14 protein-coding genes are annotated in these 12,270 nt (G+C 71.7%); 12 read left to right on the forward strand and 2 right to left on the reverse strand.

What is annotated here, in order from left to right; translation table 11 throughout:
• Positions 1-2 precede the first annotated feature (2 nt).
• From folE to J2Y46_RS20365, 10 genes are read left to right on the forward strand one after another with little or no spacing between them, the layout of a single operon-like run.
• Complete coding sequence (gene folE / locus J2Y46_RS20320; protein WP_045296428.1) at positions 3-593, forward strand: GTP cyclohydrolase I; 591 nt, start codon at positions 3-5, stop codon at positions 591-593.
• Positions 590-1,417: a dihydropteroate synthase gene (gene folP / locus J2Y46_RS20325; RefSeq protein WP_310244943.1), complete on the forward strand. Its 828-nt coding sequence runs from the start codon at positions 590-592 to the stop codon at positions 1,415-1,417. Before folE ends, folP begins: the two co-directional genes overlap by 4 nt.
• Positions 1,417-1,812 carry a dihydroneopterin aldolase gene (gene folB / locus J2Y46_RS20330; protein ID WP_045296432.1) on the forward strand — a complete coding sequence of 132 codons (396 nt, stop codon included), beginning with the start codon at positions 1,417-1,419 and terminating at the stop codon, positions 1,810-1,812. The genes folP and folB overlap by 1 nt, the downstream gene beginning before the upstream one ends.
• Positions 1,809-2,366: a 2-amino-4-hydroxy-6-hydroxymethyldihydropteridine diphosphokinase gene (folK, locus tag J2Y46_RS20335; protein ID WP_310244945.1), complete on the forward strand. Its 558-nt coding sequence runs from the start codon at positions 1,809-1,811 to the stop codon at positions 2,364-2,366. The genes folB and folK overlap by 4 nt, the downstream gene beginning before the upstream one ends.
• Complete coding sequence (locus J2Y46_RS20340) at positions 2,363-2,860, forward strand: DUF3180 domain-containing protein (RefSeq protein WP_310244947.1); 498 nt, start codon at positions 2,363-2,365, stop codon at positions 2,858-2,860. Before folK ends, J2Y46_RS20340 begins: the two co-directional genes overlap by 4 nt.
• Entirely contained in the window at positions 2,802-3,407 is a 606-nt protein-coding gene (locus J2Y46_RS20345) for a PH domain-containing protein (protein WP_045296434.1), read from the forward strand. The genes J2Y46_RS20340 and J2Y46_RS20345 overlap by 59 nt, the downstream gene beginning before the upstream one ends.
• The gene (locus J2Y46_RS20350) at positions 3,404-5,206 is read left to right on the forward strand and encodes a PH domain-containing protein (RefSeq protein WP_310244950.1); all 1,803 of its coding nucleotides are present in this window, start codon (positions 3,404-3,406) and stop codon (positions 5,204-5,206) included. Before J2Y46_RS20345 ends, J2Y46_RS20350 begins: the two co-directional genes overlap by 4 nt.
• Positions 5,203-5,919: a DUF2520 domain-containing protein gene (locus J2Y46_RS20355; protein ID WP_045296435.1), complete on the forward strand. Its 717-nt coding sequence runs from the start codon at positions 5,203-5,205 to the stop codon at positions 5,917-5,919. Before J2Y46_RS20350 ends, J2Y46_RS20355 begins: the two co-directional genes overlap by 4 nt.
• On the forward strand, positions 5,916-6,761 hold the full coding sequence (gene panC / locus J2Y46_RS20360; protein WP_310244953.1) for a pantoate--beta-alanine ligase: 846 nt from the start codon (positions 5,916-5,918) through the stop codon (positions 6,759-6,761). Before J2Y46_RS20355 ends, panC begins: the two co-directional genes overlap by 4 nt.
• Positions 6,762-6,788: 27 nt before the next feature.
• Positions 6,789-7,583: an MBL fold metallo-hydrolase gene (locus J2Y46_RS20365; RefSeq protein WP_310244955.1), complete on the forward strand. Its 795-nt coding sequence runs from the start codon at positions 6,789-6,791 to the stop codon at positions 7,581-7,583.
• A 30-nt stretch (positions 7,584-7,613) separates the two neighbouring features.
• Here the strand turns inward: J2Y46_RS20365 and J2Y46_RS20370 are convergent, their stop codons facing one another.
• Positions 7,614-8,825 (reverse strand): MFS transporter, encoded by a 1,212-nt coding sequence (locus J2Y46_RS20370; protein ID WP_310244956.1) that lies wholly within the window; start codon positions 8,823-8,825, stop codon positions 7,614-7,616.
• Between the two features lie 148 nt (positions 8,826-8,973).
• On the opposite strand from J2Y46_RS20370, the gene lysS reads away from it, so the two are divergent.
• Positions 8,974-10,488 carry a lysine--tRNA ligase gene (lysS, locus tag J2Y46_RS20375; RefSeq protein WP_045296439.1) on the forward strand — a complete coding sequence of 505 codons (1,515 nt, stop codon included), beginning with the start codon at positions 8,974-8,976 and terminating at the stop codon, positions 10,486-10,488.
• A gap of 29 nt (positions 10,489-10,517) precedes the next feature.
• On the opposite strand, the gene J2Y46_RS20380 is transcribed toward lysS, so the two are convergent.
• Positions 10,518-11,825, reverse strand: coding sequence for a DUF4192 family protein (locus J2Y46_RS20380; RefSeq protein ID WP_310244959.1), 1,308 nt, complete (start codon positions 11,823-11,825; stop codon positions 10,518-10,520).
• A 119-nt stretch (positions 11,826-11,944) separates the two neighbouring features.
• Between J2Y46_RS20380 and J2Y46_RS20385 the strand changes: the two genes are divergently transcribed.
• The gene (locus tag J2Y46_RS20385; RefSeq protein ID WP_045296442.1) at positions 11,945-12,139 is read left to right on the forward strand and encodes a hypothetical protein; all 195 of its coding nucleotides are present in this window, start codon (positions 11,945-11,947) and stop codon (positions 12,137-12,139) included.
• The last annotated feature ends 131 nt before the right edge of the window (positions 12,140-12,270 follow it).

Raw genomic sequence — 12,270 nt, forward strand, 5'->3', positions numbered from 1 at the left:
CTATGGCCGTCGATCGTGAGCGTGTCGCCGTGCTCGTGCGCGAACTGCTCGAGGCGATCGGCGAAGACCCCGAGCGCCCCGGGCTGAAGCAGACGCCTGAGCGCGTCGCCGACGCGTACACCGAGTTCTTCGCGGGGGTGGGGACGGATGCTGCCGCCCCGCTCGCGCACACCATCTCGGTGTCGCGCGGCCCCGCCCCAGACACGCTGCCGTCGGGCGCGGTGATCCTGCGCGACATCATCTTCCGCTCGGTGTGCGAGCACCACCTGCTGCCCTTCCGCGGGCACGCGCATCTCGCATACCTCCCCGGCGAGCAGGTCGTCGGACTCGGCGCGCTGCCCAAGGTCGTGGACATCCTGTCGTCGCGTCCCCAGGTGCAGGAGCGCCTGGGCGAGCAGATCGCCGACGTGATCGCCGGATCCCTCGACGCCCGGGGAGTGCTCGTGGTGCTCGATGCCTCGCACGAGTGCGTGACGATGCGCGGCGGGCGGCAGCCGGATGCCTCGACCGTGACGATCGCCGCCCGCGGGGAGCTCGCCGAACCGGCCGCGCGCGCCGAGCTGATCGCGCTGATCGGGGCTGGTCGCGGATGACGCTCATCATGGGCGTCGTCAATGTGACGCCCGACTCTTTCAGCGACGGCGGGCGGTACGTGGATGCCGAGGCCGCCGTCGCCCACGGACTGCTGCTGAGGGCGCAGGGCGCCGACATCCTCGACATCGGCGGCGAGTCGACCCGGCCGGGTGCTGAGCGCGTGGCGCCGGACGTCGAGCAGGAGCGGGTGCTTCCCGTCGTGCGCGCCCTCTCGGATGCAGGGGTCGTCGTCAGCATCGACACCATGAACGCCTCGACCGCCGCCCTGGCCGTCGAGGCGGGCGCGCGGATCGTGAACGACGTCTCGGGCGGCATGGCCGACCCCGGGATGCTGGCGGCCATCGCCCCGACCGACGCGGACGTGGTGCTCCAGCACTGGCGCGGCCACTCCGCGGACATGTACGCGCGTGCCGTCTACGACGACGTCGTGGCCGAGGTCACGCGCGAGCTCACCGCCAGGATCGCGGCCGCCGCGCAGGCCGGCATCGATCCCGCGCGGGTCATCGTCGATCCCGGGATCGGCTTCGGCAAACGCGGGGAGCAGAACTGGCAGACCTTGCGAGGGCTCGACCGCTTCGTCGCGATGGGCCAGCGGGTGCTGATCGGCACCAGCCGCAAGCGCTTCCTCGCCGACGCGCTCGCCCAAGACCCCGCCGACGCCTCCGAGGCCCGGCGCGATCTGGCGACCGCGGTGACGAGCGCCCTCGCGGCGCAGGCGGGCGTGTGGGCGGTGCGCGTCCACGATGTCGGCGCCACGCGGGATGCTCTGGTGGTCGCCGAGCGGTGGGCCGGTGCGGATCGATCAGGCGGCCGGGAGGGCTGATGGACTTCATCGACGAGATCACGCTCACCGGTGTGCGCGCCTACGGGTATCACGGGGTGTTCGAGGACGAGCGCCGCGAGGGCCAGGAGTTCGTCGTCGACGTGACCCTGTACCTCAGCACTGCGGAGGCGGCCGAGACGGACGACGTCACCGACACCGTACACTACGGCGAGGTCGCCGAGCGCATCGTCGAGCTGGTCGGCGGGGAGCCGTTGAACCTCATCGAGGGCGTCGCGGCGCGCATCGCCGACGACCTCCTCTCCTACGACCTCGTGCGGATGGTCTCGGTCACGGTGCACAAGCCTCAGGCCCCGATCACCGTCGCGTTCTCCGATGTGGCGGTCACCATCCGGCGCGGCCGCCCCGTCGAGCCGGCGTGGACGGTGGGCTCGTGAACCGCCGACTCGCCCAGGGCTTCGACGGCGACCCCGACCGCCATCCGCGGGAGGCGGTCGAAGCCGTCGTGGCGCTCGGCGCCAACCTCGGCGACCGTGCCGAGACGATGACCGCGGCCATCAAGGACCTCGCCCGCGTGCCGCTGGTCGACGCGGTCCGCGTGTCGGAGCCGATCGAGTCGGTCGCGCTGAAGCCGGAAGGGCCGGATGCCTCCGCTCCGGCGTACCTGAACGCCGTGGCGATCCTCACGACACGCCTGGCGCCCTCGGTGCTGCTCGGCTACCTCCACGCGATCGAGCAGCGCCACGGCCGGGTGCGGTCGGTCGCTCGTTCCGCGCGCGAGGGAGGCTGGGAGGACCGCACGCTCGACCTCGACCTGATCGCCTACGGTGACGTCGTCAGTGGCGACCCGCGGCTGCTCCTCCCGCACCCACGGGCGGTCGAGCGCGACTTCGTGCTCGGGCCGTGGCTGACCGTCGATCCCGACGCGGTGCTCCCTGGCGTCGGCCGGGTCGACGAAGCGCTGCGCCGACTGCGGGCGGGGGACCGATGAAGCGCACCGGCGCCGGCGTGCTGATCATCGCCGCGGTCCTCGGAGTCGCGGCGGGGTTCCTCGCGGATCAGGTGCTGACCTCGTCGGGGAGCCCCACGTTCACGCCTGCGGTGACACTGCCCATCCTCCTCGTGCTGCTCGGCGTGGTGGTGATCGCCCTCGCGATCCCGATCCGCCGCGCCACCCACGGCACCGCCAGCAGGAAGGTCGACCCGTTCCGCGCCGTGCGCATCGCGATGCTCGCGAAGGCGTCGAGCATCGTGGGCGCCGCGATCGGCGGGCTGGGTGCAGGCCTGTGGATCTTCCTTTCGACCCGGCCGGTCACGCCCTCGCTAGGCTCGTTGGGAACGGTCATCGCGACGACCGTGTGCGGCGCCCTGCTGGTCGCCGCGGGTCTGATCGCGGAGCACCTGTGCACGATCCGGAAGGACGACGATGACGAACAGCCCGGAGGCGATGACCCCGGACTCGAACCGCGGATCCACGGCCACTGACGCGGCGGCTGCGGCTGTCCCCGACGCCGGCCCGGAGTTCGAGCGGCTCGTCGAGCCGCGGTCCGAGAACCGTCTCTCGCTCGAGGGTGGGGTGTGGCACCAGATCTCGCCGAAGTACGTGACGGTGCAGCTGATCTCGACGGGGTCGTTCCTGCTGGTCGTCATCGCCGCCACGCTCGTGCTCACGCTGCTGATGCACCAGCTGTGGGCGTGGATCCCCGGCGGCATCATGACAGTGATCCTCGCGTGGACCCTCGCCATCCTTCCGCGACAGGCGCGGGCGATCGGCTACCAGCTCCGCGACGACGACCTCGTCTTCCGTCGCGGCATCCTGTGGCAGCGCTTCGTCGCCGTGCCCTACGGCCGCATGCAGCTCATCGACATCACCCACGGTCCGCTCGACCGCGGCTTCGGCATCGCGCAGCTCAAGTTCGTGACGGCCGCCGCCGCGACGGGCGTCGTGATCCCGGGGCTGGCGCAATCCACCGCCGAGACCCTCCGCGACCACCTCGTCGAAGTCGCCGAGAGCCGCCGCACCGGGCTATGAGTACGCTTCCCCCTCCTGAGCCGACGCCTGCCGGACCCGGCGTTCCGCCGCCGCAGCTGGTGCGGTCGCCGCTGAGCGACGGCGAGTGGCACCGCCTGCATCCGCTGACCCCGTTGCTGCGCGGCGGCCTGTTCCTCATCGTCGTCATCGGCATCGTCTTCGCGAACCTGCGCGATCGCCTGCTGTACATCTTTCTGCCGTGGCTCGCGCCCGGGGTGGGGGACGAGGTCGTGGAGTGGGAGCAGGTCGGCGGCGACCCCGTCGACTTCATCATCGCGAACAACCTCTACGTACTGGCGGGTGTCGCCGTCCTCGCGGTTCTCATCGTGCTCGTGGCGGTGTTCTACACCTCGTGGCGCTTCCACACCTTCCGCATCACCGAGGACGACGTCGAGGTGAGAAGCGGCATCCTGTTCCGCACACAGCGGCGTGCGCCCCTCGACCGGGTACAGGGCGTCAACCTCACGCGGCCGATGATCGCGCGGCTGCTGGGCATGGCCAAGCTCGAGGTCGTCGGCGCGGGCACCGACGCGAACGTCAAGCTCGAGTATCTCTCGACCGCCAATGCCGAAGCGGTCCGTGCCGACATCCTGCGCCTCGCGTCGGGGCGCCGCCTCGCGATGACCGCCGGCCCCGGCGGTGCGGCCGCGCCGCGGCAGGCCGGCAGGGTGGCGTCCCTCAGCCAGACCGTCGGACGCGAGATCACGGGGCTCATCGAGGGACCCGAGGCCCCGGTCGCCGAACGGGAATCGGTCGTGCACATCCCGGTCGGCCGGCTCGTGGCATCCCACGTCCTCAGCGCGTCGACGCTGGGACTGCTGTTCGCCGTCGTCGCCATCGTGATCGGCGTCAGCCAGGGCGTGACGTGGCTGCTGTTGGGCTTCGTGCCCGCGATCATCGGTTTCGGCGCGTACTGGGTGCGCTCGATCGTCCGGTCGCTGCGCTACTCGATCGCCCCGACGCCCGACGGCGTGCGCATCACATTCGGACTCTTCACGACGATCACCGAGATCGTCCCACCCGGCCGGGTGCATGCCGTCGAGGTGACGCAGGGGGTCTTCTGGCGCCCCGCCGGGTGGTGGACGATCCGCATCAACCGCCTCACCGGTCGCAGCGCCGCCGACAGCACGACCGATCAGTTCACGACGGTGCTGCCGGTCGGCACCGCGGCGGACGTCGAGCGGGTGCTGCGCCTCCTCCAGCCGTCGCTGCCCGACGACGAGCGGGCACTCATCGTGCGGCAGGGCATGTTCGGGCCGACCGACGATGATACCTTCACCAACACGCCCAAGCGCGCCTGGTGGATCCGGCCGTTCTCCTACCGCCGCAACGGCTTCCGCCTCACCGACGACGTTCTCCTGATGCGGCGTGGGGTGGTGTGGCGCAAGCTCGTGATCCTCCCGCTCGCTCGCCTGCAGAGCTTCGGGCTGTATCAGGGGCCGCTCGACCGTGCGTCGCGCGTGACCAACGTGCGCGCGCACGTCGTCACGGGCCCGGTCTCGCCGTTCCTCGCGGCCGTCGACCGGGACTCCGCCCTGGCGCTGTTCGACGACGTCGCCCGCGGGTCGGTGCGCGCCACGCTCGCCGACCGCACGCACCGCTGGGCCGAGGACGAGACGGTCCCCACGCCCCCTCCGGGCGCCGTCCCCGCTGCCCTCGTCTCCACGGCGCGCGATCTTGACGTGCCTGCCGGGCCGCCGCCCGCGGGTCCCGTCACCGTCGGGACGGCTGCGCCGCCGGTCCCGCCTCCGCCCGCGGGATACACCGTTGCGGCCGAGCCGGGGAAGGACCGCGCGTGAGCCGGGACGGCCGTCTCGGCGTCGGCATCATCGGCGCGGGCAGGGTCGGACCGGTGCTGGGCGCGGCACTCGGTGGAGCCGGGCACGCGCTCGTGGGGGTCACGAAGGGCTCCGACCCCGAGCGAGTCGAGGCGATCCTGCCCGGCGTTCCCGTTCTGGACGCGACCGAGGTCGCCCGCCGCAGTGAGCTCGTGATCGTCGCGGTGCCGCACGACCAGCTCGAAGGTCTCGTCAGCGGTCTGGCCGAAGTCGGCGCGTGGCAGCCGGGGCAGCTCGTGCTGCACACGGATCCGGCCTGGGGCGCCGGCATCCTGTCGGCCGCCGTGGCGAAGGGCGTGATCCCGCTCGCCGTGCACCCGGCGATCGAGTTCACCGGAACCTCGATGGATCTGCGTGCGCTCTCCAGCGCGTACGCGGCTGTCACCGCGCCCGCTCCCGTGCTGCCGATCGCGCAGGCGCTCGCCGTCGAACTCGGCTGCGAGCCCGTGGTCGTCGAGGAGTCGGCGCGCCCCGCGTACGGGGAGGCGATCGCGACTGCGCGAGTCTTCTCGCGGTCCATCGTGCACCAGGCGGCCGCGCTGCTGGCGGAGGCCGGTGTGCCGTATCCCGGGTCGTTTCTCTCGGCTCTCGCGCACACCACGCTCGACCAGGCCCTCGCGGAAGCAGGCTCTGGTCCCGCGAGCGGCGAGCCCCCCGCTACGATCCAAGGATGATCAGCACCGTCGACGAGCTGCGCGCTCGGCTCGCCGAGGTCCGCTCCGCCGCCCCGGAGGCGCGCGTCGCGCTCATCTCCACCATCGGCTCGCTCCACGACGGACACATCGACCTCGTGCATCGCGCGCGCGAAGTGGCCGACATCGTCGTGGTGTCGGTGTTCGTCAACCCGCTGCGCTTCGCCTCGCCTTCCGAGTTCGCCGCGTACCCCCGGACTCCCGACGAGGACGAACGTCTGCTCGAGTCGCTCGGGGTCGAGGTCGTGTTCGCACCGGACGCGAGCGAGCTGCTCCCCGACGGTTCGAATACGACGAAGGTCACCGCGGGCGACCTCGGCCTTCGCTACGAAGGGCGCGCACGCCCGTTCTACTTCGACGGGCTCCTGACGGTCGAGGCCAAGCTGTTCCATCTCGTCCGGCCGGACGTCGCCCTGTACGGCGAGCGCGACCGGCAGCGGGTGTTCCTGGTACGCCGCATGATCCGCGATCTGTTCTTCGACGTGGAGGTGGCGACCGTCGAGACCGTGCGGGGTGACGACGGACTGCCGGTGTCGACGCGGGTCGGCATGCTCGAAGACCGCGACCTCGTGGCCGCCGCTCTCCTCCCGGCCGCGCTCGACGCGGCGGCCGCGAACGCGGACCGCGGCATCGACGCGTGCATCGCCGCCGCGCAGTCGACCCTGATGGGGGAGCCGCGGATCCGGCTGGAGTACTTGAGCGTCGTCGACCCGGCCACGTTCCTGCCCGTCGACGAGGGCAGCAACGGCCCCGCCCTCGCCCTCATCGCCGCCTCGGTGGCGGGGCACCGATTCATCGACAACGCCGAGATCTACCTGGGCTGACGCCGGGTACGAGGGCTGGGAGGCGACATGCGCGTCACACGGATCGGCGGTCCGACCGCCCTCGTCGAATGGGAGGACTGGCGGATCCTCACCGATCCCACGTTCGACCCGCCAGGGCGCACGTACTCGTTCGCGCTGGGCACGTCGTCACGCAAGACCACCGGTCCCGCGATCTCGCTCGAGGAGATCGGCCCGGTCGACGTCGTGCTGCTGAGCCATCATCACCACGCCGACAACCTCGACGACGCGGGTAGGGCGGGGCTGTCGGCAGCGCGGACGGTGCTGACCACGGTCGCGGGCGCCAAGGCGCTGACGTCCGACGGCGCGCACCCCGACGCCCGAGGCCTGGCTGCCGGAGATGCCGTCACCCTCACCGCCGAGGGCAAGCGCGACCTCGTCGTCACGGCGACCCCGTGCCGGCACGGCGCTGCGCTCACCAGGCCGATCGTCGGGTCCGTCGTGGGGTTCGCCCTCTCGCTCGGGGGTGCCGCCCGTCCCGGCCTGTGGATGACCGGCGACACCGTGATGTACGGAGGCCTGCGGCGTGCGGCGACCGGGCTGCGGCCCGAGGTGGCACTCGTGCACATCGGGGCCGTGAAGTTCCCCCTCACGGGGCCGCTCTCGTACACGATGGACGCCGACGACGCGGTCGAGCTCATCGAACTTGCCCAGCCTGGCATGGCCATACCGATCCACGTCGAGGGATGGAGTCACTTCTCGCAGCAGGAGGACGCCGCCATGGCGGTCTTCGACGCCGCCCCGGGGGCGGTGCGGGAGCGAGTCCGCTGGGCGCCGCTCGGCGTGCCGGTCGACCTGCCCTGACGCGATCCGCGTCCGGGCAGCCGCCGGGGATCAACGTGCCCGGTCGTCCGACCGCGTGCGTGCCGGGAGCGAGTGACGGCGCATCGCGACGCCGGAGCCGAGCGTCGCGAGGAGCACGACGGCGGAGAAGACGAGAAGCACGGTCGTCTCGGCCACGAAGGGAAGGCTCAGCCCCACGAGGAGCACCGGTGCGACGAGGCCTCCGTAGGCGATGAGGAAGAGGAGCGCGAGAGTCTCGCCCCGGCGCTCGGGCGCCGAGAGCGCGCCGGCCGCGGCGATCGCCGAGCGGAACATGATGCCGGCGCCGGATCCGGCGACGACGCCGCCCAGGATGAAGAGGGCGAGGGTGGGGATCAGCGCGCCCGCGGCGATGGACACGAGTCCGACCACGAAACACAGGATCGCGATGAGGAGCTGCGTCCGCTGGGCGACGTGGACCAGAAGCACCTGCGCGAGCGCCGCGGCGCCGAAGACGGCGAAGACGGCGGCACCGTCCACGAGGTGGTCGGACACGCGGAACGTGTCGTGGAGGAATGTCGGCGCCAGCGACGTGAACAGCGCGAACAGCGCGAACGAGGCGGCCGCGCCGGTGCCCGCCGCGGTGAAGGTCGTGCCGGACCCGGCGGGGAGTGCCAGCCGCTGCGGTCGATAGGCCGGATGCCGCGCCGACGTGTCGACCGTCTCGGGCACGTGGCGCAGAACGAGCGCTGCGACGACGAAGAGCACCAGGAAGACGATGTGGGGCAGCTCGAGGGGGTCGGGAGCGAACTCGGCGAACGTGCCGCCGACGAGTGGTCCGAGCGCCAGGCCGCCGAGGTTCGCGGCTCCGGCCACCGACGCCGCGACGACCGCGGTCTCCGCGGGGCGCGCCCTCGCGCGCAGTTCGGCGAGGTGGGCGGTCGCCGCAGCGCTGAGTACGCCGACGCTGACCCCGTCGACGAATCGCGCGACGATGAGGCCAGGGACCGTGTTCCACACGATGAAGACGACCGCCGCGAGCGCCGAGACGAGGATCGCGATCACCGCCATCCGGCGTCGTCCCGCCCAGTCGCTGATGTGCCCGATCAGGAACAGGCTGAAGACGACCCCCACCGCGAACGCGGCGAAGATGAACGTCACGACCGGAACGGGGAAGTCGTCGGCCGCCTGGTACAGGGGGTACAGCGGCGTCGGGACCGTGGCGTAGGCGGTGACGCTCGTGAACGCGGCCGCGACGACCCAGAACCCGGTGAGATCCGACATCGTGCGACGAGCTTGCGACATCGCGTCGTCCGATCGTGTCGAGGTGGGCGTTCCAAGGCCGTCCCCGACCTTACTCGCGCCCTTGAGCACCTCGGTAGACTTGGGGGTCCGCGTTCTGCGGAGAACACCCCACCGAGGAGCCCACCCCGTGACCGACGCGACCGCGCCAGACGAGCCGACCGAAGAAGAAGTCTTCGAGCAGAAGGCCGTGCGGCTGGCAAAGCGCGAGCGGCTGATCGCGGAGCGCACGGATGCCGCGGGCGGGGCGTATCCGGTCAGCCTGCCGATCACCGACACGATCCCGGCCCTGCGCGATCGGTTCGCCGACCTCGAGGCGGGCGCCGAGACCGGCGTCACCGCCGCGGTCGCCGGTCGCATCGTCTTCAGCCGCAACACCGGAAAGCTCTGCTTCGCCTCGCTGCAGGCCGGCGATGGCAGCCGCATCCAGGCGATGGTGTCGCTCGCGGCCGTCGGTGACGAGTCGCTGCAGGCCTGGAAGGAGCTCGTCGACCTCGGAGACCACGTCTTCGTCTCGGGTGAGGTCATCTCGAGCCGCCGCGGCGAGCTGTCGATCATGGTGTCGGACTGGCGCATCGCGTCGAAGGCCGTGCTTCCGCTGCCGAACCTGCACTCCGAGCTCAGCGAGGAGAGTCGCGTCCGCAGCCGCTTCCTCGACCTCATCGTGCGCGACCGCGCGCGCGACACGGTCCTCGCACGCGCGAAGGTCAACGCGAGCCTGCGGCAGACCTTCGCGTCTCACGAATTCGTCGAGGTCGAGACCCCGATGCTGCAGGTGCAGCACGGTGGGGCATCGGCACGCCCGTTCATCACGCACTCCAACGCGTTCGATACCGACCTGTACCTGCGCATCGCGCCCGAGCTGTTCCTCAAGCGCGCTGTGGTCGGTGGCATCGACCGTGTCTTCGAGATCAACCGCAACTTCCGCAACGAGGGCGCCGACTCGACCCACAGCCCCGAGTTCGCGATGCTCGAGGCCTACCAGGCGTACAGCGACTACAACGGCATCGCCGACCTCACGCAGGAGCTGATCCAGAACGCCGCCGTCGCGATCTCGGGCTCGACCACCGTGACATGGGCCGACGGCACCGAGTACGACCTGGGCGGCCAGTGGGATCGCCTGTCGATGTACGGGTCGCTGTCGGAGGCGGCGGGCCGCTCGATCACGCCCGAGACGCCGTTCGAGGACCTGGTCGCGCTCGCCGAGGCCGAGGGCGTCGACCTGCCGCCGCACGCGATCCACGGCAAGCTCGTCGAGGAGCTGTGGGAGCACTTCGTGAAGCCGGGCCTCGTGCGCCCCACCTTCGTCATGGACTTCCCGGTCGACACGAGCCCGCTCGTGCGCGAGCACCGCTCGATCGCCGGCGTCGTGGAGAAGTGGGACCTGTATGTGCGCGGCTTCGAGCTCGCGACCGGCTACTCCGAGCTCATCGACCCGGTCATCCAGCGGGAGCGCTTCGTGGAGCAGGCCAAGCTCGCTGCCAAGGGCGACCTCGAGGCGATGCGGATCGACGAGGAATTCCTGCGCGCGCTCGAGCACGGCATGCCGCCGACCGGCGGCATGGGCATGGGCATCGACAGACTGCTCATGGCGGTGACCGGGCTCGGCATCCGCGAGACCATCCTCTTCCCGCTCGTCAAGTAGTCCGCGGGCGGGATCCTTCGGTACGCGGATCACCGGGCGCTCGCGCGGTGGAACGCCCAGTCCGGGAGGTGCCCGGCGTTCACGAACGACAGCACGATCTGCGACAGTCCGTGCTCGGGCTCGATCTCGCACGCGCGCTCCGCGTACGCCGCCGCATGGGTCGAGCGGCCGAGAGCCCACGACAGCCACGCGCACATCGCGAGCGGACCGGGCTGTGCGTCGCGAGGCGCGACCGCGGCGGCCCGCCGTGACAGCTGCAGAGCGGTCTCGAGCCGAGACACCTGCGGCCGATCGCCCTCTCCCCACATGCGCATCGCGAGGTGCGCCGGATACTCCTCACCCGACTCCCACCGCAGCTGTGCATCGAACGCCTCGTCGCCCTGTGCGAGATTGCCGCTCCATTGCACGAGCGCGACATCCCGCAGCGACGGGCGTGCGAGGCACCACACGAGCGCGGCGACGTCGTACGCGTCCGCCGCATCGAGCGGGCGTGCGAGGGCGTCCTCGAAGAAGCCGGGCAGATCGTCGAACCGGCAGACTGCCGCGAGCGCCTGCGGGTCGACCCGTGCCGCCTCGTCGGTGACGGATGCCTCCGCCTCCACCGCGCCCGGCACCGGTGCGGGAACGGGGCCGAGGTCGCTCATGCGCGCGTTCGGCCGCGCAGCGCTCGTCGCGACCTCCGCCCCGCGGGCGCAGCCCGTCACCGCGTCGTCGCACGCGGTGCGAGCCGATCGCGCGGTGCGCGCCGCAGTACCGCCGTCCGCCTGCGGTCCGCACAGCACCGCCACCGCCGTGTCGAGCGCCGTCATCGCCTTCGCGACCCGCTCCCGCTCCTCGGCCGAGCATGCGGGCAGGTCCGCGCCTGTCGACTGATCGCCGTCGGGCTCCGGGATGTCTCCAGCACCGATCCACTCCAGGTCGCCGAGCGGCCTCCCGGTCGCGGGACACTCCGCGTCGAGGAACGAACCCCACCCGTCGCCGGCGACGCACAGCAGATCGGTGACCCGTAGGCCGCACGCATCCGCACGGCGCTCGAGAGCGGCGAGGAGGTCGCGATGCGGCATCCGTTCCTCGTCCTGGAATCGTGCTCCGGTGTAGGCGATCGCGGCGACGGCATCCGCTTCGGGGAGCCGGCAGACCATGCCGGTGACGGTGGCGGCGATCCGGTCGACGGCGTCGTCATCGCCGTCGGGGAGGTCGAACCGCATCGCGCCGAGGCTGCGGGCTCCCTGGAACGGGATCACCACGAGGCTCTGCGTCGGGTGGTAGCCGAGCATGCGGGGGACGAAGGAGAGGAACTGCGCGGCATCCGCGGCTTTCACGACGGTGGGGGTCATGGCCCGAGTGTCGCCACGCCCGATGCCTGCGTCCCGGTTTCCACAGGTGCTCGGCCTGCGGCGCCCGCAGAGGTGCCCCTGGGGAGGAGGCGATACCGGCACGGCGTATCCTTGGGGACATGGATTACTGGGTCGCGGCGCTCTGGACGCTCCTGCCGACCGTCCTCGTGTCGCTGATCTTCTTCTTCGTGCTGCGCAGCATCGTCCGCGCCGACCGCACCGAGCGTCGTGTCTACGCGAAGATCGAGGCCGAAGAGCGTGCCAGGCGCGGGCTGCCGCCGGTGGCTCCCGGCACCGCCTCCACCGACGCCTGACCGCCATCGACGCCGCGGGCTGATCCCCGCCGGTCCCCCCGCGCGGCACCTCGCGACTCCGCCCGGATGCGGGGCCGCGTCCGCCGCCCCCGATAGTGTGGGCACACCGCTTGGTCGGCGTGTCCGATCAC

The sequence above is a fragment of the Microbacterium sp. BE35 genome (genome assembly GCF_031457705.1).
GTDB classification, from domain to species: domain Bacteria; phylum Actinomycetota; class Actinomycetes; order Actinomycetales; family Microbacteriaceae; genus Microbacterium; species Microbacterium trichothecenolyticum.

Coding starts and splice junctions, on each gene's coding strand:
- J2Y46_RS20385 (WP_045296442.1), top strand. CDS start 11,945: ATGGATTACTGGGTCGCGGCGCTCTGGACGCTCCTGCCGACCGTCCTC.
- J2Y46_RS20345 (WP_045296434.1), top strand. CDS start 2,802: ATGACGAACAGCCCGGAGGCGATGACCCCGGACTCGAACCGCGGATCC.
- folE (WP_045296428.1), top strand. CDS start 3: ATGGCCGTCGATCGTGAGCGTGTCGCCGTGCTCGTGCGCGAACTGCTC.
- J2Y46_RS20340 (WP_310244947.1), top strand. CDS start 2,363: ATGAAGCGCACCGGCGCCGGCGTGCTGATCATCGCCGCGGTCCTCGGA.
- J2Y46_RS20380 (WP_310244959.1), bottom strand. CDS start 11,825: ATGACCCCCACCGTCGTGAAAGCCGCGGATGCCGCGCAGTTCCTCTCC.
- folP (WP_310244943.1), top strand. CDS start 590: ATGACGCTCATCATGGGCGTCGTCAATGTGACGCCCGACTCTTTCAGC.
- J2Y46_RS20365 (WP_310244955.1), top strand. CDS start 6,789: ATGCGCGTCACACGGATCGGCGGTCCGACCGCCCTCGTCGAATGGGAG.
- J2Y46_RS20350 (WP_310244950.1), top strand. CDS start 3,404: ATGAGTACGCTTCCCCCTCCTGAGCCGACGCCTGCCGGACCCGGCGTT.
- folB (WP_045296432.1), top strand. CDS start 1,417: ATGGACTTCATCGACGAGATCACGCTCACCGGTGTGCGCGCCTACGGG.
- panC (WP_310244953.1), top strand. CDS start 5,916: ATGATCAGCACCGTCGACGAGCTGCGCGCTCGGCTCGCCGAGGTCCGC.
- J2Y46_RS20370 (WP_310244956.1), bottom strand. CDS start 8,825: ATGTCGGATCTCACCGGGTTCTGGGTCGTCGCGGCCGCGTTCACGAGC.